The organism is Ectopseudomonas composti (genome assembly GCF_001567565.1).
Classification (GTDB): Bacteria; Pseudomonadota; Gammaproteobacteria; order Pseudomonadales; family Pseudomonadaceae; genus Aquipseudomonas; species Aquipseudomonas composti_A.
This window is the reverse complement of the sequence record NZ_LSSW01000026.1, coordinates 13834-33673: the sequence shown is the minus strand read 5'-3', so window position 1 is coordinate 33673 and position 19840 is coordinate 13834. Positions and strand designations below refer to the sequence as shown.

Sequence of the window (19840 nt, the reverse complement as noted above, 5' to 3'; positions counted from 1 at the left end):
CTTCTCGGCCGCTGGCGGCCTCAGGCAGTAGGCCGGCGACAATGGCGCAGGCCGAAAATCGGGGGACATGGGCCAAGCTCTTGCGATGGTTGGCTCCTGGCCACTGAGTGTGCCACAGGGTAATGGGGTTCGTCCTCAGCCCTTGAGAGTGTCCAAGTGGACAGAACATGACCCAATATAGCCATTTGGTCTAAAGTCTAATCTCGATCCACGTATCTGGAGCTTGCATGAACCTCTCCCTGCTCAGCCGCTACGCTTTTTTCGCCTTCTGCGTGCTGTTCACCCTGGCCAGCCTGCCGTTTCTTGGCCACCAATGGATGTGGCCGTTCACCCTGCTCAGCGGCGTTCTCAGCCTGATCGGCATCGGTGATTTGCTGCAGACCCGCCATGCGGTAAGGCGCAACTATCCGGTCCTGGGCAATATCCGCTACCTGGTCGAAGGTATCCGCCCCGAGATTCGCCAATACCTGCTCGAAGGCGACGCCGAGCAGCTGCCGTTCTCCCGCTCCCAACGCTCGCTGGTGTACGCCCGCGCCAAGAACGAAGGTGCCGACAAGCCCTTCGGCACCCTCAACGACGTGTACCAGAATGGCTTTGAGTTCATCAGCCACTCCATGCGCCCGGCGCCACTGACCGATCCGGGCAGTTTCCGCGTGGAAATCGGTGGGCCGCAATGCAGCCAGCCGTATTCGGCCTCCCTGTTCAACATCTCGGCGATGAGCTTTGGTTCACTCAGCGCCAGTGCCATTCGCGCATTGAATGAAGGCGCCAAGCTTGGCGACTTCTACCACGACACCGGCGAAGGCAGCATCAGTACCTACCACCGCGAGCACGGCGGAGATCTGGTCTGGGAACTGGGCAGCGGCTACTTCGGCTGCCGCGCCGCCGATGGTCGCTTCGACCCCGAGCGTTTCGCCGCGCAGGCCAATACCGCGCAGGTGAAGATGATCGAGATCAAGCTCAGCCAGGGCGCCAAACCGGGCCACGGCGGCATCCTGCCCAAGGACAAGATCACCGAGGAGATCGCCAGCACCCGCGGCGTGCCGATGGGCGAGGATTGCATCTCGCCGTCACGCCACAGCGCCTTCTCCACCCCGGTCGAACTGCTGCAGTTCATCGCTCAACTGCGCGAGCTATCCGGCGGCAAACCGGTGGGTTTCAAACTGTGCCTGGGCCACCCCTGGGAGTTCATGGGCATCGTCAAGGCGATGCTGGAGACCGACATACTGCCGGATTTCATCGTCGTCGACGGCAAGGAAGGCGGTACCGGAGCGGCACCGCTGGAGTTCACCGACCACCTCGGCGTGCCGCTGCGCGAAGGGCTGCTGTTCGTGCATAACACCCTGGTCGGCAGCAACCTGCGCGACAAGATCAAGCTCGGTGCCAGCGGCAAGATCGTCAGCGCCTTCGACATCGCCCGGGTGCTGGCCATTGGCGCCGACTGGGCCAACTCGGCGCGCGGCTTCATGTTCGCCATCGGCTGCATCCAGAGCCAAAGCTGCCACACCAACAAGTGCCCCACCGGCGTCGCCACTCAGGACCAACTGCGCCAGCGCGCCCTGGTGGTCGAGGACAAGGCCCAGCGCGTCTACAACTTCCATCGCAACACGCTCAAGGCGCTGGCCGAAATGCTCGCAGCCGCCGGCCTCGACCACCCTTCGCAGATCGACGCCAAGCACCTGGTACAGCGCATGTCGGCCACCGAGATCAAACTGTTCGCCCAACAGCATGTATTGCTCGCGCCGGGCGAATTGCTCGGTGGCGAAATTGGCGGTGAGTTCTACCAGCGCATGTGGCGCATGGCCCGCGCCGACAGTTTCGAGCCGGCGCCGGCCTGAACAACGGCATGACCAGGCGGACGGCTCAAGGCAACTCCACATCACTGGCCAGGTGACAACCATGCACCGCCTGTTCGCCCTGCTACTCGTCTTCAGCTTCAGCGCCTTCGCGCAGGAGCAACGACCACTGCGTTTCGCAGTGACCGAAAGCTGGGCCATGCCCATGATGCAGATCGTCGAGGGCCGTGCCACCAGCGGTATTCTCTACGACCTGCAGATGCGCCTGGCACAGAAGGTCGGCCGCCGCGCCGATTTGCTGGTGATGCCGCGCCTGCGTGTGCAGCGCACCCTGGTTCGGGGCGAAATCGATGTGCGCTGCTACGTCAACCCGAACTGGCTACAGGAATCCCATCACCAGTACATCTGGAGCCTGCCCTTCATGATTCAGCGTGACCTGATCGTTGGGCGTACCGCCGAGCCCGGCTTCAGGTTGGAGCAGCTTCGCGGCCAGCGCCTGGGAACGGTCCTGGGCTTCAGCTATCCGCCTCTGGACGCACTGTTCGACAGCGCCCAGGTTCAGCGCGAGGATGCGAGAACTCAGGAGCTGGTGCTGGAGAAACTCGAGGTGGGTCGCTACAACTACGCAGTCAGCAATCAACTGACATTGGCCTGGTTCAACCGCCAACGCAGCGCCGGGCAACGCCTGCATGCCCTGAGCGAAATCAGCTCTGACCTGGTCGCCTGCATCGTTCGCGATCAACCGGACGTGCCGACGCAGGCGCTGCTGCGCGCGTTGGTGCAGATGAAGCAGGACGGCGAGTTCGATGACATCCTGGCCCGCTATCACTAGATGCGGTTCGAGGATGCTGTCAGCGTCTGCAACACCTGCTCGACCCGCTGCGCCAACGAGCCCGTCAGGTGCGTGAAAACCCAGCCACGGCGCTGCAGCTGCTGCTCGTACCACTGGTTCTGCCGACGGCGAAAGGTCTCGTCCTGGCGCGTGCCATCCTGCACGAAGGGGAAGTCATCGGCGCACAGGAACAGGTGGTGATAGTGCCGCTCGGCCAACTGCTCCAGCTCGGCCTCGGCACGCCCGAACAACTCGCGGCAGTAGAACAGCGTGGTCAGCGGCGTGGTATCGCAGACCAGATAACGCTGGCACTGTCCGGCCAGGCTCTGCTCACGGGCGACCTGGGTGCGACCGATGCGCAGCAGGTCGTCATAGACCAGTGCACCGCCCTGCTGCTCCCACAACTCTCGGCCATATTCGGCGGCGTGGCGCGTGCCCAGGGCCTCGGCCAGCGCCAGGGCAAGACTGCTCTTGCCAGTGGACTCACCGCCGAGCAAGGCGATGCGCTCGACGAAATCGCCGTAGACCTGCGGCGCCAGGTAGTCCCGCAGGCCATGAATATCGGCGCGCAGACGTGTACCGGACACTGCTACCTGAGTGCGCGCACGGTCGATCTCGACATGCTGCACCGGCCGGCCGAAACACCGACTCAGGTGGGCAGCGAAGCCGTCGCCATAGGCTTCGCTGGTAAACACCGCATCGACCGGCTGGCCGAGCACGGCCAGACAAAAGTCAGCCACGAACTGGCGCTGCGCGGCATCGGGCTCGGATTCATGAGGAAGATCCGGCAGCGCCACACCTCGTGCACGCTGCTGGGCAACCCAGTCGGGCGTCACCACCCAGCTGCGCAGCTCGGGAAAGCGCACATGCAACCAGTTCGCCCGCCGTTCAGGCTCACAACCGGCAAGCTCCGGGCGGGCCCAACTGAGCAGCACCAACTGTTCGCACTGCTGCTGCGCCTGACGGATCAACCACTCATGCCCCAGGTGCAGCGGCGCGAACTTGCCGACCACCAGCCCACAGGCAAATCGCTTGCTCATCTCAGGCGCTCTGCGCGTTCAGTTCACGGCGCCAGCAGTACAGGCCGTACCAGGCGTTGCACCAGAACAGCAGATAGATGAATGCGGTCAGGTACAGCTCGCGCGAAGCGAACAGCGGCACCGCGAGGGTGTTCACCAGCAGCCAGCCATACCAGGTTTCCAGCTTGCGCCGCATCAGCAGCAGTTGCGCCAGCACGCTCAGGGTCAGCACCAGCGAATCGATGAAGGGCGCGTAGGCGTCGGTGAAGTGATGCAGCAAGGCGCCGTATGCGCCGGCCACGATAACCGCGAGCAGCAGCGCCAGGCCAAGCCCGGCCGCACCGGCGCGACTGATCGGCAGCGCTCCACCCTGGCGACCGCGTAGCCAGCTCCACCAACCCAGCAGGCTGGTGGCGATGAAGAAGACCTGCAAGGTGACGTCGGCATACAGCTGCACACTGAAGAACAACCAGCCGAACAGGACGCAACCGACCAGGCCGACGCCCCAGGTGTGCACCGAGTTGCGCGCCGCCAGCACAACCGAAACCAGATAGAAGAGGTTGGCGAAAATCTCCAGCGACGACGGCATGCACGCATCCTTATGGACATGGAATCAGCCGCGCAGACTAGCACGTGACGCAGGCCACAGCCGTGCATGCGTCACCTGACAACAGGGCCGATCCATGCTCTGATAAGCCTCCTATCGCACTCCAAAGGACTGGACCGCCCCATGCCTCTGCTCGCCCTGCTGGTCATCGCCTGCCAAGTCACCTGCGGCCTCCACGTGGTTCGCAGCGGCCAGGAACGCTACTGGCTGTATCTGATCATCGCCCTGCCCGGTCTCGGCTGCCTGATCTACTTCCTCGGCATCATGTTGCCGGATCTGCTCGGCAGCCGGCGCGGTCGTCAAACGCTCAATCGTCTGCACGACAGCATCGACCCAGAGCGCCACCTGCGCGCCCTGCGCGACGAACTGGAGATTCGCGACACCCGCGATACCCGCGTCAAGCTCGCCGATGAACTGCTGCGCATGGGCCAGGCCGAAGAAGCCGCCCAGCACTATCAGGCCGCCCTGCGCGGCATCCACAGCGACGCTCCGGACATCCTCCTCGGCCTGGCCAGGGCACGCTTCGCCCTGAGCGATTTCGCCGGTTGCCAGGCAAGCCTCGACCAACTGATCGCCCACAATCCCGACTTTCGCTCCGCCGATGGCCACCTGCTGTATGCCCGCGCCCTGGAAGGCCAGGGCAACGACCTCAAGGCCGAAGAGGAATACCGCGCAATCGCCAGCTACAGCGCCAGCCCGGAAGCCAACTACCGCTATGCCCTGCTGCTGCGCCGACTGGGACGTCAGCGCGAGGCCATCGAACTGCTGCAGCAGATCCAGACCCACGCCCGCCGCTCCGCCCGGCATTACAGCACCCTGCACAAGGAATGGCTGGACCTGAGTCAGAAGGCACTGCTCGATATGCAGCGCAGCTGAGCAGCTTTACTCCCACGCCTCACGTTCACCCTTCCAGGCATGCAACGCGCGCTTCTGCGCGCCCGACCAGAGCCAGCCGCCGCGCGCACCGACCAGGGTGCTGACGGCATGCTGGCGACCCAAACGGTTGTGCCGTGCCAGCATCAGGGCGATATCGCGCAGCACGGCCAGGGTGTTGCTGTTGGACTGAAACAGCGGCGTCAGCAGGCGGCTGGCCTGGCGGTAGTAACGCAGGTGGTCACGACGGGCATCACCGTAACTGGCGAACAACGCGTTCCAGTCGAGCGTCTCCTGGGCCACATCGGTGGCGTCACCCAGCACATCCGCCAGCGCGGCGGCATCGACCAGCGCCATGTTGGCGCCCTGCCCCAGTTGCGGGCTCATGGCGTGGGCGCAATCGCCGATGGCCAGCACGCGAGCATCGTTCCAGCGTTGCATGCGCACATCGGCATAGGCGGCCAGGGTCAGTTGCGCGGGGTCGTCGATCTGCTGCAGATACGCCTCTGAAGCCTGGCCAGCGAGGTTGCGCACACGGGTTTTCCAAACCTGCAGACCGCTGCTGCGCCACCTCTCGTGCTCGGCGAGCGGCAAGCTCCAGAACAGGCTGGTCAGCGGCGTCTCACGCGCCTGATGGGTGCAGCCGGTCGGCATCAGCCCGAACATTTCGCGGCAACCGCGGTACCACTGGCGCAGCTCACCGGACTCGGTCGCGGATGAGGTTGGCAACATGCTCCACAGCGCGCCCCAGGGATAGGGCCGCGACCACTGCCGCACCTGCATCTGCGCGCGCAGGGTCGAGCGCGTGCCATCGGCCAGGATCAACGCGGCGAAATCCCCCAGGGGTTGTTCACTGCCATCGGTATGGTCTTGCAGCAGGCGCACATGACCGCTCGCCTGCTCGAAGCGGCTCACCGTCACGCCAGTTGCCACCTGCACACCTGCCCGCTGGGCGGCATTGAGCAGTGCCGTCATCAGTACGCCGCGATGAATGCCCAGGCCAAAACTGCCCGGCTGCCAGTCGTGATAACGGGTGTCGAGGATCACCCGCCCCTGACAGCTGGTGCCATACAGGCGACTCACCGCTGCCCCCAGCGCAGTGCACTCGGCCAGCAGTCCCAGCCGCTGCAGAACGGCCAGACCGGAAGGCTGCAACAGGATGCCAGCGCCCACTGGCTGCAACCGTTCGACCCGTTCCAGAAGTCGCACCGCATAACCCTGGCGGGCGAGGAATATCGCCGTGGCGAGCCCGGCGGTACCCGCTCCTACTATCGCAATTGGCAATCCGTTCACGTTGCTGCTCCCTGTCTTGATGCAGGGAATACTAACCGGCCGCGCGTGACTCTCGATATGAACGCACGCACAGCGGCACAGCGTTCAGGGCGTGTCCGGCCGGATATCGAAGCCACCCTTGTTCTGACTGACGATGCGCAGGTGCTGGGTTTCCCCGCTCTTCACCGGCACGGCTACCTCACGCAGCAGACTGCCCATGCCGCACAGGGTGTCGTCCATGCGATCCGGCGTGATGCCGACCACGCGGGTACCCGGCGGCACCTGGAAGGTTGCGACCTCGCCCACACCGATGCGTGCAGCGACCTTGCGATCCACTTCGATGGCCACGTAGCAACCGCCGCCCATCAACCCGAAGTCGCGATTGACCACGATCTGTGCGCCGTTTGCCTGCGCCTCCTGAAATGCCAGCAAGCGATCTTCCGACACTGGCTTGACGTTCTCGGGATCTCCCCGAAACGACGAACAGCCAGCCAGCAGCAACAGCGGTAGAGCGATGAGGATCGAACGCATGAAGCCCTCCATGGGCGGATGAGTGCCGCCTGAGTATTGGGCTTGGCGAGCCCGCGGGCAAGGTATCGATGGCAGCGATGTTCGCTAGCACACGCATCGATTTCTGCAATAAAGGGCGCGGTGTTTTCATGGCTCTCGAACCCAGCGCCCCCCAATCGGCGCAACTGATCGGAGACTATCGCCATGAAATTCGCAGCCATCACCACCACCCTGCTCACCGCTTTGGCGCCCCTGGCCTTCGCCAGCGAGAAAGCCCCCGCCAGCGCCAAAGTTGACGTACAGGACTACCAGTACGGCATGCAGCTGGATATCGACCAGGTACTGCAACGCACCGACAACAGCCGCAAGAGCGGTGTGGTACCCAGCGTGATGGTCTACCGCGACAGCCAGGGCGACGTGCACGCCGTGCGCTTCATGGAATGGGGCGGACAGAGCAGCCAGAACGGCTAGGCATTCGCCCAACGCCTGCTGTGCGTCATCACTGCTGCCCCGGCCGCGTCATGCGACCGGGGCAATGCCGTTTCAACCCTGCAGGCGTTTGACCAGACGTGCCTGCAACGCTTGCAGCTCGGCCGGGTCGGCCTTGGTGGCCGCGTGAATGCCCAGGCCCTCGCCCTCGAAGCGCGGGATCACGTGCATGTGGATATGGAACACCGTCTGCCCGGCAGGCGCGCCGTTGAACTGCGCAACCTGCACGCCAGCCGGCTGCAGTTCGTCGACCACCGCCTGGGCGACCTTCTTCACAACGGCCATGACCTTGGCCAGGTTGGCGTCATCGATCTCCAGGATATTGCGCGCCGCAGCGCGTTTGGGGATCACCAGACAGTGACCTTTCGACTGCGGGAACAGATCGAGGAAGGCCAGTACATCGTCGTCCTCGTAGAGTCTGTAGCAGGGCAAGTCGCCGCGAATGATCTGAGCGAAGATGTTCTGGGAATCGTAGGTACCGTGCAGGCTCATGCCGATGGGCTCCGTGCCGGGTGGATGAAAACCCGCACCATACCGCCTCGCTCGCACGCAGGGAACCAGGCAGGATTGCTCGAGTCGATGACTACTAGCAGCTGGATCGATTTCCTGCGCCGCAGCCACTCATGTTCTGATCACCCCTTTCATAGAGGCTGTTCAGGATCTCGCGAGCTAGAGCGATACAACACCGGTGGCGGCCCCGCAAAAACAAGCGAGGAACGGCCGGGGTCGCGGGCGACTGTACTTTTGTACATGAGCATTCCGACCGGGCTGGCGATCCTGCTTGTTTTTAACGCAGTAGCGCCGACGCGCAGCAGATCGTGAACAGGCTCTTAGGCCCTTTCGACATGGAACCCCACATGACCGACCTCAGCCCCTTCCACATCACCCGCAAATGGCCCGCCCAGCACCCCGAGCGCCTGCAGCTGTACTCGCTGCCCACGCCCAACGGGGTCAAGGTCTCGATCATGCTGGAGGAAATCGGCCTGCCCTACGAGCCGCACCTGGTCAGCTTCGACAGCAATGACCAGTTCAGTCCCGAGTTTCTTTCGCTGGCGCCGAACAACAAGATTCCGGCGATCCTCGATCCCGACGGCCCCCATGGCCACCCGCTGCCGCTGTTCGAGTCCGGGGCGATCCTGATCTACCTGGCGGAAAAGACCGGCAAATTGCTGCCACAGGACGCCGCGGCCCGTTACGAGACGATTCAATGGCTGATGTGGCAGATGGGCGGCCTGGGACCGATGTTCGGCCAGCTCGGTTTCTTCCACAAATTCGCCGGCGCCGAGTACGAGGACAAGCGCCCGCGTGATCGCTACGTCGCCGAATCCGCGCGCCTGCTGGGTGTGCTTGACCAGCATCTGCAGGGCCGCGACTGGATCGCGGGCCAGTACAGCATCGCCGACATCGCCGTACTGCCCTGGGTGCGTTGCCTGGTGGACTTCTACAAGGCTGACGAACTGGTGCAGTTCGAGCGCTTTGGCAACGTGCGCCGCGTGCTCGACACCTTCCTCGCCCGCCCGGCGGTGCAGCGCGGTCTGAACATCCCGGCACGAGGCTGATGGTTGCGGGAGCCGTTCCACGGCTCCTGCCGCACACGCACGTGAAGGGTCGCACAGCGGTTCGAGCGCCCACTCGTCAGCCGGCTTCTCGGGATGCAGAAGCCATCCGCTGGCGAAGCCCCCGGCTATGTCGAACCACTTGTCTCTAAGTACCGAAATAGAGCGGTTGCAAATGCCCAAATCGAGCGCTGGACGACTATAATTTCGCGCTTGCTTCTCCCCCTCCAGGTCACTCATGAACAGTTCTGCATCCGACGCCGCGACGAACCTGTCGCCGGGCGCGATCCTTCTCATTCAACTCGCCCTGGCTCTCGGCGGCTTCGCCATCGGCACCGGCGAGTTCGCCATCATGGGCCTGATGCCCAACGTCGCAGCCGATCTTGGCGTCAGCGAGCCGCAGGTTGGCCACGTGATCAGCGCCTATGCCCTCGGCGTGGTGGTCGGTGCCCCTGTGTTGGCCCTGCTCGGCGCACGCCTGCCACGGCGCATCCTGCTTCTGCTGCTGATGGGCTGCTTCGCCCTTGGCAACTTCGCCAGCGCCCTGGCGCCGAGCTACGAGCCGCTGCTGATCTTCCGCTTCATCGCCGGCCTGCCGCATGGTGCCTATTTCGGTATCGCCATGCTGGTTGCCGCGTCCATGGCGCCGCCACACAAGCGCGCCAAGGCGGTAAGCCGCGTGTTGGCCGGCCTGACCGTGGCGATTCTGATCGGCAACCCGCTGGCCACCTGGCTTGGCCAGTTCATGAGCTGGCGCTATGCCTTCGCCCTGGTCGGGGTGATCGCCATCACCACCATCGCCATGGTGGCGATCTTCCTGCCAGCCGACCCGCACGAACAGCGCAGCAGCCCCGCTGGCGAGCTGCGTGCCTTCAACCGCGCGCCGATCTGGCTGGCCCTGGGCATTGGCTCGATCGGTTTCGCCGGGATGTTCTGCGTGTTCAGCTACATGGCGCCGACCCTGCTGCACGTCACCCAGGTCGGGCCAGGCTGGATTCCCCTGGCGATGGGCGTGTTCGGTGCCGGTTGCATCGTCGGCAACAGCGCCGGCGGCTGGCTGTTCGACCGCCTGCGCCTGCGCGCGGTGGCCTGGATCCTGGCCTGGAGCACCCTGGTCCTGCTGGTCTTCCCCTTCGCCGCGCACAGCCTGTGGACCATCCTGCCGGCGATCTTCGCTCTCGGCACCATGATCGCCCTCGGCCCGGCCCTGCAGACCCACCTGATGGACGTTGCCACGGGCGCGCAGACGTTGGCGGCCGCCTCCAACCACGCCGCCTTCAACGTCGCCAACGCCCTCGGCCCCTGGCTCGGCGGCCTGGCCATCAGCGCCGGCATGGGCTGGACGATCACCGGATATATCGGCGCGGCTACAGCCATCGGCGGCCTGATGCTGTTCGCCTGGGCATGGCAGGTGCAAAACAAGAGCGCGCCAATCTGACAGGTGCGAGATAGTGCGCCGGCAGGTATCGTCTGCCTCCCGAGCCACTGTCGCGTGCCCCGCCCGATGATTGCCCAGCGTCTACGACTCGCCCTGACCGGCACCGCCCTGTTCACCGCTCTGACCGCCCACGCCCAGGTCGAAATCGAGGCCAATGCCGGCATGCTGGCGGCGAAGGTTTCGGCGGAGATTGTTCCCGGCGACTACGAGAAGCTGCTGCAGGGTTTGCGCACCAATCCAGGCAAGTACACGCGCAAGATCGTGCTGCTCGACAGCATCGGCGGCAGCGCCCCGGAGGCCATCCGCATGGGCCGCCTGCTGCGCGAAACCGGCTTCGAAGCACTGGTGCCGTCAGGCGGCATGTGCGAGGGCAGCTGCATCTACCTGCTGGCTGCCGGCAGCAAGCGCACGGTCAACGGCCATGTCGCCCTGCGCCGGCCGCCCTTCCCGGCTGGCGACTCGGCACTGGCGCAGTCCGTCCATGGCAGCCAGCCGTTCAGCCCGGCCAAGTACTTTCGCGACATGGGCGTCGATGCAAGCCTGGCCGAAGCGATCTATCAGGTCGCGCCAGGGCGCTTGCGTCTGCTGAGCAAGGATGACTTGCGACGCTATCGACTGAAATAGCCCAAGGCGCTTGCTCATGCCTGTACAGCGGGATATCTTTCGCACCGGCATGGCAACAGGCCATCAAGAAAATGGAATTCGAGCATGCGCAGGCTGCGTACAGAATCTGTCCCTCCTTCGAGCAACTCCTTCCCCCTTTCCGATAGCCCGCACGGCAGAACATACAGAGTCGTTCTGCCACCTTGCCGCGCACATCTTTCCTGGAAATTCGGAGTCATCATGCTGAAGAAATTGGTCCTGGCCGCCTTTGCCTCATCGCTGCTCGTCGGCTGTGCGTCGGTCCCGATGGAAGACAAGACCGCCTCTGCCGAAGCCAAGCAGTTTGCGGCACCGGCCCCCGGCAATGCAGGTCTGTACATCTACCGCAACTCGGGCGTAGGCGGCTCACTGAAGAAAGACATCTGGGTCGATGACAAGTGCATCGGCGAATCCGCACCGAAGGTCTTCTTCTACGAGCAGGTCAAGGGCGGCATGGAGCACAAGATCTCCACCGAATCCGAGTTCTCCCCTAACGATCTGCTGGTCAAGACCGAAAGCGGCAAGAACTACTTCATCAAGCAGTACATCAAGATGGGTGTATTCGTCGGCGGCGCCAACCTGGAGCTGGTTGACGAGAAGGAAGGCAAGCAAGACGTTGCGAAGCTGGAGCTGGCTCGCAAAGGTAAATGCTCCAAGTAAGACGCAGCCGCAAGGCCAAGCCCCGGCATCGAAAGATGTCGGGGCTTTTTTAATCAGAACAGGAACGTCATCGCCAGGTTGAACAGCATCGCCGCGACGAAGCCGATGGGCGCGGCGCGCAGCAGCAGTTGCGAGAACAGGGTCGAGCGCACCTTCTCGTCGGTGCACGACCCCAGCAACAGGCTGCCGCCGGAGGAGAACGGCGAGATCGAAGTGGCCTGTGCGCCCACCACGATGGCGATGAAGATGATCATCGGATCGATCGACATCGAAGCCGACAACGGCAGCACCATGGGGAACAGTGCCGGCGTCACCACGCCGAGCGTGCTGGCGAAGATCGACATCAGTGCAGCAACCACACCGAAGGCCACCGGAATCATCACTGGCGGGATGTTGCCACTGATCCAGGATGCCAGGGCATCGATGGTGCCGGCCTTGATCGCGACGGTGATCAGCATGCCGACACCGCAGATCATGATCAGCGTGGACCAGGGCACCGAGGCGATGGCCTTGCGCTCGTCACCGAGCTTGAGCAGCAGCGCGATCACCGAGAACACACTGGCGATCAGGCCGATGTCCACCTTGCTGTTGATGAACTTGACCGTGGCATTGTCCGGAAAGGCCAGCAGGGCCAGCGGCGCAGCCAGAACCAGCACCATCATCAGCACGGTCAGCAGCAGGGTCAGTTTCTGCTCGCGGTTGAAGGCTTGCGGCAGGTCAGCGTTGATCACCGCGTTCTTCAGGTTGCGGCCATGGCCACCGAGGAAGACGAAGGCCGAAATCACCAGAACCGGGATCACTGCGGTGCTGGCGAAGATTGCCAGGGCATTCACGAACGCCTCGCTCTCGGGCATACCGGCGCTGGTCATCAGGCCACGGAAGATGATGCCGCTCTGACTGGAAACGAAGTTCGCTCCACCCAACGCGCCGTAGTTCACCGCCATGCCGCCCAGGATCAGGCTCATGCCGGTACGCTGGCACAGCAGCAGGGTCAGTGGCGCCATGAACGCCAGTACGGTGTAGTAACCCGCGCCCATGGCCGCGATCAGCCCCGAGGTCAGGAAGATCGCGTACGGCAGCAGGTGCGGCACGCCACGGCAGCGATACAGCAGATGCCCGGCGAGTTTTTCCAGGGTGCCGTTGACGGTGGCGAAGCTGTAGAACAGGCAGACCGAGAAGATCACGAAGAAGATCTTCAGCGGCCACATGTTGATGATTTCGCCCGGGCTCATGCCCATGCCGAAGCAGCCCAGCAGGTAGGCAAAGGCAATGGCGAACAGGCCGATATTGATCTTGGTGGTGTACCCCAGCGCGACGGCGAGGACGATCGCGGCGACGACGAGCAGGCTCATCATGGTTTGACTCCTTTTGTTGTTCTGATGTGAGCAGTGGTTACGCCGAGGCGAAACCGAACAGGGTTGCAGGGTTCTCCACCAGAACGCGACGGCGCTCCTCGGGGTTGGGCAGCAGGGCCTCGAGCAGCGCTAATTGCTGATCGTAGCGGGTCTGCGACTCGAACTGGGTGTTGGGCCAATCGCTGCCCCAGAGAAAGCGACCTACGCCACCACAGGCCTCGCGCAGGCGAGCTTCGATGGCCTGGGCGCGGGCCAGGTCGGACTGGCTGCGGTAAGCCGCTGAAAGCTTGATCCACACCGGCGCCTGGCCGAGCAGGTCGAAGAAGACGTCATGCTGGGTAGCGTCCAGTTGCACGCTCGCAGCCGGCAGGCCGAAGTGGTCGATCACCACGGTGACGCCGGACTCGAGGATCGCCGGCACGATCAGCGCCAGATCGTCGAAGCCACGCTGGATCTCCACCTGCCAACCGCGACGCGCCAGGCGCCGGAACAGGTCATTCCAGGCGCTGCCGGCGTAGTCTTCCAGCACCTTGCCGATCAGGTTCAGGCGTATCCCCACCACGCCAGCGGCGGCCAGTTCGTCCAGTTCGGCGTCGCTGACCTGCGCATCGACCACCGCGACGCCACGCAGGCGCTCGGGGAAGCGGCGCAGCGCATCGACCATGTAGTGGTTGTCGGTGCCGAGAAAGCTGGGCTGGATCAGTACACCGTGGGACAGACCGCTCGCATCCAGGTGGCCCAGATACTGCTCCACGGTGGCGTCATAGCTGGGGCTGTAGCGGCGTCCGGGAACCATGGGCAGGTCCTGGCGAAAGATGTGCGCGTGAGTGTCGATGCCGGTGATTCCGGCATAAGGCATGGGCGTCACGAAGCGATACCTCTGTCGATTTTTGTACGAGCCGGCCAGTACGGCGGCTACTTCTTATAAAACATATATTCATATATATGATTGGATGACTGTATCTACAGAGATCGGATGCTGTCAATCTGCGAGCCAGTGGTAAAGTGACGGCCGGTCGAATTGCGGATTTGAGGTTTATGGGCACCACGGCTCTGGGACAGGACGAACGCCTGCCGCTGTATCAGCGGCTACGCGACGAAATGCTGGGGAAAATCGCCGCTGGCGAATGGCTGCCTGGCGAGGCCATCCCCACCGAAGCGGAACTGACCCGCCAGTACGGCGTGGCCGTGGGCACCGTGCGCAAGGCCGTGGAAACGCTGGTCGCGGAAGGCCTGCTGCTGCGCGCTCAGGGGCGTGGCACCTTCGTGCGCCGGCCGAACTTCGATGGCTCGCTGTTTCGCTTCTTCCGCCAGGTCAGCGCCAGCGGCCAGTCCCAGGTACCACAAAGCCGCATCCTCGAGTGCCGCCAGGTATCTGCCGATGCGGCCGTCAGCCAGGCTCTGAAGCTGGACGAAGGCGAACCCTGCATCTTCCTCCAGCGCCTGCGCCTGATCGACGGCCGCCCGCTGTTCCATGAGCGAATCTGGCTGCCAGCCGAGCGCTTCGGCGCCCTGCTGGAGATCGCCCCCGCCGACTTTCCGCCACTGCTCTACCCCTTCTACGAGCAGCACTGCGGCCAGCGCATCGCCTCGGCCCAGGAAACCCTCACCGTCTCCGCCATCGATGCCGAACTCGCGGCCCTTCTCGATGTAACCGAGGCCAGCCCGAGCGTGATCATCGAACGTACCGCATTGGGCTACGACCGCACGCCGCTGGAATATCGCCTGTCACGCGCCGCCGCGCAGAACTTCCGCTATCAGGTGGAAATCAGCTAAGCACGCCCCAGATGCAACACGCCCGGGCAAGCCCGGGCGTGAGATGCGGTGATGGCAGGGCCTGTCAGAACAAGCCCAGAGCCCAGGCCGCGCCGAACAGCACCAGCGAGAAGCCCCACATCCACCACAGCGAGTAGCGGATGTGCCGACCCAGGTCCAGCCCGGCCAGGCCCAGCGCCAGCCACAGTGCTGGAGAGAACGGGCTGATGAAGGTACCGATGATGTTGCCGATGGTCAGTGCATAGACCACGCTGGCCGGCTCGACACCCTGGGCGCCGACCACTTCCAGCGTCACCGGCAGCAGGCCGAAGTAGTAGGCGTCAGTGCTCAGCATCAGCTCCATCGGCAGGCCGAACAGGCCGAGCACGATGTGCATCTGTCCTACCAGCGACGCCGGCAGCACGCCAGCCAGATCTTGCGCGATAGAGGTGAGCATGCCGGTGCCGGTGAAGATACCGAGCATCGAACCAGCGGCCAGGATAATCATGCCCATGCTCAGCGCCGCCGGAGCGTGCGCCGAGATACGCTGCATCTGCGCCTTGCCGCCCGGATAGTTGATCAGCAGCGCCAGGCACAGGCCGATCATGAAGATGTAGCCCGCCGGCAGTACGCCGGAGAACAGCGACACCAGCACCCCCAGGAACAGCGCGGCGTTGGCCCAAAGCAGACGCGGGCGCTCCAATGCGAGTTCCTCGGCGCTCGGCTCGTGCAGGTCGCTGCTGGTTTCCACCAACACGCCCTCGTCGTCGGCCTTGCCGGCAGCGATACGACGCTGCTCACGCCAGCCCAGCAGCGCCGCCAGCGCAACCAGCAGCACCACGCCGATGCCCTGAATGGTGATCAACGGACGCCACAGCTCGGTGACCTCGATACCGGTCACCGCCGAGGCACGGCCCAGCGGACCGGCCCAGGGCAGCATGTTGAAGATGCCGGCACCGAGCGCCAGTAAGAGCAGCATCAGATAAGGGCTCATGCGCAGTTGCTTGTACAGCGGCAGCAAGGCAGGAACGGTGAGCAGGAAGGTGGTGGCGCCGGCTCCGTCGAGATGCGCCAGCATGCCGATCACCGCCGTGGCCACGGTCACGGCAATCACGTTGCCGCGAGTCAGCCGCACCATGCCGCCGATCAGCGGGCGGAACAGCCCGGTGTCCTGCAGCACGCCGAAAAAGGTAATGGCAAAAACGAACATGGTGGCAATCGCCGTCACACGGCCGACGCCATCAGTGAAGAAACCGGATATGGCCTCAGGCCCAAAGCCCGCAGCCAGAGCACCCAGCAGTGGCACCACGATCAACGGCAGAACAGGCGACATGCGCCCGATGAGTAGCAGCACAACCAGGCTGCAGATGGTCAACAGGCCAATCAGGGTCAACAAACCGCTTTCTCCTCTTTTTCTTGTAAAGCACGCGAAAGGCGCGTGCGGAGGCTAAGAGGCGAACCTTTCAAAAACCTTTAAGCGGCGAACGCACAACCGGGCAAGTGTCAGTACATATGTCACGAAACCGGGGCAGCTGCGACGCTGCCACGACCTTGCTCAATGCAGCGTATAGCCCTTGTCCACCAGCCAATCCTGGCCAATGCGGTTATAGAGGCCGCTGACAGGTCATCAAGACGTCCATCTCAAAATCGCCACTACCTCGCGAGTGCGAGCCACTTCGAGCCCTTGCGACGGCAATCCATGCTCTACTGGCGCCACTCACGGGACACCAGACGCCATGACAGACCTCGCTATCTGCGCCGCCCAGTACTGCTCCATCGCCGGAGACCTCGACGCCAACCTCGATCGCCACCTGCAGGTCATGCGGCTCGCTGCCGAGCAACGCATCGACTTTCTGCTGTTCCCCGAGCTGTCATTGACCGGCTACGAGCCTTCGCTGGCACAGGGACTGGCACAAACGGTGGATGCTGCAAGGCTGCAGCCGCTGCGCGAACTGGCCAGGCAATTGCGCATGACCACCCTGGTCGGGCTGCCGCTGCGGACGCAAGCCAGCGACGCGATCCTGATCGGCGCCCTACTGTTCGGCGCCGATGGCGCACAAAGGGTCTACACCAAACAGCATCTGCATGCGGGTGAAGAACAGGTGTTCAGCCCAGGCACTGGCGGTGCACCGCTACATATCGGCGACGAACGTATTGCTCTGTCGATCTGCGCAGACTTCACTCACGCCAGCCATGCACGGGCCGCGGCCGAGGACGGCGCAGGGATCTACGCGACCAGCGTGCTGATCAGCGAAAACGGCTACCCGCACGACAGCGAACTACTCAAAGGCTATGCCAGCGAACTGGCCCTCGGGGTATTGATGGCCAACCACGGCGGCCCTTCCGGCGGTTGGGCCTGCGCAGGGCGCAGCGCGTTCTGGGCGCCCGGCGGACGACTGGTGGTCAGCGCAACCGGCACAGGCGACTGCCTGGTGATCGCGCGGCGCCGCCAGGGTATCTGGCAGGGTCAGACCGTGGCGCTGTCGCTGGGCGACTGATCAGGCCTCTTTGAACGCCTTCACCCGCTCCAGCCAGGCCAGGTCGAGCCGCGTCTGCTCGACGTCCAGCCCCTGCTGCTCCATAGCCTCGCGATGGCTGTCGATCTCGCGCACCATCTGGCTCAGCTCGCTGGAGTTGCCATCGAGCTGATGCATCTGGGTCACCCCCTGGTGGTAGAAGCGCAGCAGCTTCATCGCGCTTTCGTCCCCCTGCGTCACGCCCGCCTTGACGTGATGCATGACATTGGTGACGCGCATCAGGCTGCGCTTGAGCCGCCAACCGTAAACCGCCGGAGCCATGAATGGCCGCGACCAGAGTTGCTGGCGCACCAGGGCGATGCTCAAGCCCAGCCCCGCCGCCACACCGAGCAGGTTCCACTTGAAGTTGTCGCCACCAGGCGTGCCGAACACCTGCGTGCTCAGCGTGGCGCAGAGCATGGCCAGTGCCACGAAGATAACCGCTATCAAGGCGGTGCTGCGGCGAGTCTGCTGACGGTAATGGACCGGGTCGATGGCTTGAATTTCGAACATGCGCGAAAGCTCGTAGCGGGGTCAGTGCGCGATGGTACGACAGCTCGCCCATGCGGCACGAATCCGTATCGCCTGTGCCCTAGGGACAAGCGCTGTCATAGCTCCCGCCAGGTGTCCAACCAGCGCCACGCGGCGCAACTGGAAGACGCGCTGAACAGAGTCAGGCAAGCCATCGCCCATTTCGCCTACTGAGCGACCTGGCGTAGCCACTCGCTGGGGCTCGCCCCCACCTTGCGGCGAAAGGCGCGCGCCAGGGCCGACGGGCTTTCATAGCCCACCTCGTCGGCGATCAACGCCATGGGCCGGCCTTCACGTAAACGCTTCTGCGCCAGGCTGACGCGCCAGCCCACCAGGTAATCGGCCGGAGTGGCACCGACCACTTGGTGAAAATGCGCGGCGAAACTGGCGCGCGACATACCGGCCAGCGCCGCCAGCTCGGCCACCGACCAGCCATGCTGCGGCTTCTCGTGCAGTTGATTGAGCGCGCGCGCCAAGCGTGGCTCGGCCAGGCCCGCCATCATCCCCGAGGCCAGCTCGCGACTGCTCATCAAATGCCGCAACAACTGGATCACCATCAACTCGAACAGGCGGTTGAGTACCAGCTCGCGCCCGCAATCCTCCCCAGCCGCCTCGGCGAACAGCCAGTCCAGGCAGCCGCTCAGGCTCGGCAGCTCGCGCAGGGGTTTGACGATAGCGCCCGGCAGTGAGCGCGACAGCGGATTGTCGATACCGCCATCGAAGACCAGCGTGGCGCAGACCAACTCGGCGCCGTCGGCCTCACTGGCGCTCATCTGGTGCAGGCGCGGCCTGGCCACCAGCATCAGGCTCGGTTCTTCCAGGCGCAGCTCACGACCATCGCCCTCGCGAAAGCTCATGCGCCCGGCACGCAGCAGATGGATGTAGCCATGCGGCTCATGTTCGCCATGGCTGCTGGTGCCGCAGAACCCGCCCCGGTGAAAGGTACTGGCATGCAGGTTGAAGTGATGCAACAGGCTGGACAGGCGATCCATGGTCATCTGGCACTCTTGGACGATCTGTCGCATAACATCGACGATCTGAATCCGAAAAGCCAGTTCGTTTCCCTAGCATGGCTCCAGGCTTGAACGACAAGCCCCCACCCAAGACTGGAGAATCAGCATGACTCGCATCACCGCACTGCCCTTCGAACAAACCGCTGCCAGCGCCCAGGCGCAACTGGAAGGCATCCGCAAGGGCCTCGGCTTCATTCCCAACACCTTCGCCACCCTGGCCCACGCCCCGGCCGCGCTGAGCGGCTACCTGGCGCTGTCCCAGGCCCTCGGCAAGGGCACGCTGAATGCCAAGGCGCGCGAAGTGGTGGCGCTGGCCAGCTCGCAGGTCAACGGCTGCGAATACTGCCTGGCCGCACACACCCTGTTCGCCGGCAAGGCTGGCCTGAGCGAAGCGGATATTCGCAGCGCCCGCGACGGCGAGTTGGATGCCGTGGCGCGCCTGAGCCGGCAGATCATCGACAGCCGCGGCCGCCTCAGCGATGCGCAGCTACAGGCCGCACGCGAGGCCGGGTTGAGCGAGGCCGCGATCGTCGAAGTGGTGGCCAACGTCGCCCTGATGACGCTGACCAACTACCTCAACAACCTGGCCGAAACCGCTGTCGACTTTCCACCGGTAGCCGTCTGAAGACGCAGGAGGTGCACCATGCAAGCCGTTACCCTCTATACCACCGGGCATTGCCCCTACTGCGTCAACGCCAAGAGCCTGCTGACACGCAAAGGCGTCGCGTTCGAGGAAGTCGACGTGGGCCATTCACCGCAGCGGCTGGCGGAAATGCTGCAGCGCAGCAAGCGCCGCAGCGTGCCGCAGATCTTCATCGGTGAACGCCACGTCGGTGGCTTCGATGACCTGGCGGCACTGGAACGTGGCGGTAAGTTGGATGCACTGCTGCAAGCCTGAGACGGAATGCGCCGCAAGCCCCCGCTTGCGGCGCATGACGCTGCGGCAATCGCGCTATGCCGCTGCCGCCTGAACGAG

At 64.0% G+C, this 19840-nt stretch carries 22 protein-coding genes; 12 read left to right on the top strand and 10 right to left on the bottom strand.

Annotated elements, in window-relative coordinates; translation table 11 throughout:
• Nucleotides 1-227: 227 nt before the first annotated feature.
• Nucleotides 228-1838 (top strand): FMN-binding glutamate synthase family protein, encoded by a 1611-nt coding sequence (locus PCLY_RS14100; RefSeq protein WP_061240286.1) that lies wholly within the window; start codon nucleotides 228-230, stop codon nucleotides 1836-1838.
• Nucleotides 1839-1899: 61 nt separating this feature from the next.
• Nucleotides 1900-2628, top strand: a complete 729-nt coding sequence (locus tag PCLY_RS14095) for a substrate-binding periplasmic protein (RefSeq protein WP_061240285.1) — start codon at nucleotides 1900-1902, stop codon at nucleotides 2626-2628.
• Here the strand turns inward: PCLY_RS14095 and PCLY_RS14090 are convergent.
• Nucleotides 2625-3668: an AAA family ATPase gene (locus PCLY_RS14090; protein WP_061240284.1), complete on the bottom strand. Its 1044-nt coding sequence runs from the start codon at nucleotides 3666-3668 to the stop codon at nucleotides 2625-2627. The genes PCLY_RS14095 and PCLY_RS14090 overlap by 4 nt on opposite strands.
• 1 nt (nucleotide 3669) lies before the next feature.
• Entirely contained in the window at nucleotides 3670-4236 is a 567-nt protein-coding gene (gene pnuC, locus PCLY_RS14085) for a nicotinamide riboside transporter PnuC (protein WP_061240283.1), read from the bottom strand.
• 141 nt (nucleotides 4237-4377) lie between these two features.
• Here pnuC and PCLY_RS14080 point away from each other — a divergent pair, with 141 nt between their 5' ends.
• A complete protein-coding gene (locus PCLY_RS14080; RefSeq protein ID WP_061240282.1) occupies nucleotides 4378-5130 on the top strand; it encodes a tetratricopeptide repeat protein in 753 nt (250 codons plus the stop codon).
• A 6-nt stretch (nucleotides 5131-5136) separates the two neighbouring features.
• Here PCLY_RS14080 and PCLY_RS14075 read toward each other — a convergent pair whose 3' ends face one another.
• Nucleotides 5137-6420 carry an FAD-dependent oxidoreductase gene (locus tag PCLY_RS14075; RefSeq protein WP_061240281.1) on the bottom strand — a complete coding sequence of 428 codons (1284 nt, stop codon included), beginning with the start codon at nucleotides 6418-6420 and terminating at the stop codon, nucleotides 5137-5139.
• An 84-nt stretch (nucleotides 6421-6504) separates the two neighbouring features.
• Nucleotides 6505-6930, bottom strand: coding sequence for a hypothetical protein (locus PCLY_RS14070; RefSeq protein WP_061240280.1), 426 nt, complete (start codon nucleotides 6928-6930; stop codon nucleotides 6505-6507).
• 183 nt (nucleotides 6931-7113) lie between these two features.
• Here PCLY_RS14070 and PCLY_RS14065 point away from each other — a divergent pair, with 183 nt between their 5' ends.
• A complete protein-coding gene (locus PCLY_RS14065; protein ID WP_061240279.1) occupies nucleotides 7114-7380 on the top strand; it encodes a DUF2790 domain-containing protein in 267 nt (88 codons plus the stop codon).
• Nucleotides 7381-7452: 72 nt separating this feature from the next.
• Here the strand turns inward: PCLY_RS14065 and PCLY_RS14060 are convergent, their stop codons facing one another.
• Nucleotides 7453-7890, bottom strand: a complete 438-nt coding sequence (locus tag PCLY_RS14060; RefSeq protein WP_061240278.1) for an HIT family protein — start codon at nucleotides 7888-7890, stop codon at nucleotides 7453-7455.
• Nucleotides 7891-8255: 365 nt separating this feature from the next.
• Here PCLY_RS14060 and PCLY_RS14055 point away from each other — a divergent pair, with 365 nt between their 5' ends.
• From PCLY_RS14055 to PCLY_RS14040, 4 genes are all read left to right on the top strand, one after another.
• Nucleotides 8256-8957 carry a glutathione S-transferase N-terminal domain-containing protein gene (locus PCLY_RS14055; protein ID WP_061240277.1) on the top strand — a complete coding sequence of 234 codons (702 nt, stop codon included), beginning with the start codon at nucleotides 8256-8258 and terminating at the stop codon, nucleotides 8955-8957.
• Between the two features lie 235 nt (nucleotides 8958-9192).
• Nucleotides 9193-10392 carry an MFS transporter gene (locus tag PCLY_RS14050; RefSeq protein ID WP_061240276.1) on the top strand — a complete coding sequence of 400 codons (1200 nt, stop codon included), beginning with the start codon at nucleotides 9193-9195 and terminating at the stop codon, nucleotides 10390-10392.
• 66 nt (nucleotides 10393-10458) lie between these two features.
• Nucleotides 10459-11016: a COG3904 family protein gene (locus PCLY_RS14045; protein WP_061240275.1), complete on the top strand. Its 558-nt coding sequence runs from the start codon at nucleotides 10459-10461 to the stop codon at nucleotides 11014-11016.
• A gap of 219 nt (nucleotides 11017-11235) precedes the next feature.
• Entirely contained in the window at nucleotides 11236-11694 is a 459-nt protein-coding gene (locus PCLY_RS14040; RefSeq protein WP_061240274.1) for a DUF2846 domain-containing protein, read from the top strand.
• A gap of 53 nt (nucleotides 11695-11747) precedes the next feature.
• Here the strand turns inward: PCLY_RS14040 and PCLY_RS14035 are convergent, their stop codons facing one another.
• Together PCLY_RS14035 and PCLY_RS14030 are read right to left on the bottom strand one after the other, a co-directional pair.
• Nucleotides 11748-13049 carry an SLC13 family permease gene (locus PCLY_RS14035; RefSeq protein WP_061240273.1) on the bottom strand — a complete coding sequence of 434 codons (1302 nt, stop codon included), beginning with the start codon at nucleotides 13047-13049 and terminating at the stop codon, nucleotides 11748-11750.
• A 37-nt stretch (nucleotides 13050-13086) separates the two neighbouring features.
• Complete coding sequence (locus PCLY_RS14030) at nucleotides 13087-13908, bottom strand: amidohydrolase family protein (protein ID WP_197432186.1); 822 nt, start codon at nucleotides 13906-13908, stop codon at nucleotides 13087-13089.
• 179 nt (nucleotides 13909-14087) lie between these two features.
• On the opposite strand from PCLY_RS14030, the gene PCLY_RS14025 reads away from it, so the two are divergent.
• Nucleotides 14088-14825, top strand: coding sequence for a GntR family transcriptional regulator (locus tag PCLY_RS14025; RefSeq protein ID WP_061240271.1), 738 nt, complete (start codon nucleotides 14088-14090; stop codon nucleotides 14823-14825).
• 64 nt (nucleotides 14826-14889) lie between these two features.
• Here PCLY_RS14025 and PCLY_RS14020 read toward each other — a convergent pair whose 3' ends face one another.
• Nucleotides 14890-16200, bottom strand: a complete 1311-nt coding sequence (locus PCLY_RS14020; protein WP_061240270.1) for a CitMHS family transporter — start codon at nucleotides 16198-16200, stop codon at nucleotides 14890-14892.
• Between the two features lie 340 nt (nucleotides 16201-16540).
• On the opposite strand from PCLY_RS14020, the gene PCLY_RS14015 reads away from it, so the two are divergent.
• Nucleotides 16541-17302 carry a carbon-nitrogen hydrolase family protein gene (locus PCLY_RS14015; protein ID WP_061240269.1) on the top strand — a complete coding sequence of 254 codons (762 nt, stop codon included), beginning with the start codon at nucleotides 16541-16543 and terminating at the stop codon, nucleotides 17300-17302.
• Here PCLY_RS14015 and PCLY_RS14010 read toward each other — a convergent pair whose 3' ends face one another.
• Both PCLY_RS14010 and PCLY_RS14005 read right to left on the bottom strand, forming a co-directional pair.
• Entirely contained in the window at nucleotides 17303-17833 is a 531-nt protein-coding gene (locus PCLY_RS14010) for a DUF3087 domain-containing protein (RefSeq protein ID WP_061240268.1), read from the bottom strand. It abuts the gene before it with no gap.
• Between the two features lie 185 nt (nucleotides 17834-18018).
• Nucleotides 18019-18849: an AraC family transcriptional regulator gene (locus PCLY_RS14005; RefSeq protein ID WP_061240267.1), complete on the bottom strand. Its 831-nt coding sequence runs from the start codon at nucleotides 18847-18849 to the stop codon at nucleotides 18019-18021.
• A gap of 121 nt (nucleotides 18850-18970) precedes the next feature.
• On the opposite strand from PCLY_RS14005, the gene PCLY_RS14000 reads away from it, so the two are divergent.
• Nucleotides 18971-19489, top strand: a complete 519-nt coding sequence (locus tag PCLY_RS14000) for a carboxymuconolactone decarboxylase family protein (protein ID WP_061240266.1) — start codon at nucleotides 18971-18973, stop codon at nucleotides 19487-19489.
• 18 nt (nucleotides 19490-19507) lie between these two features.
• Nucleotides 19508-19762, top strand: coding sequence for a glutaredoxin 3 (gene grxC, locus PCLY_RS13995; RefSeq protein WP_061240265.1), 255 nt, complete (start codon nucleotides 19508-19510; stop codon nucleotides 19760-19762).
• Nucleotides 19763-19840 lie beyond the last annotated feature (78 nt).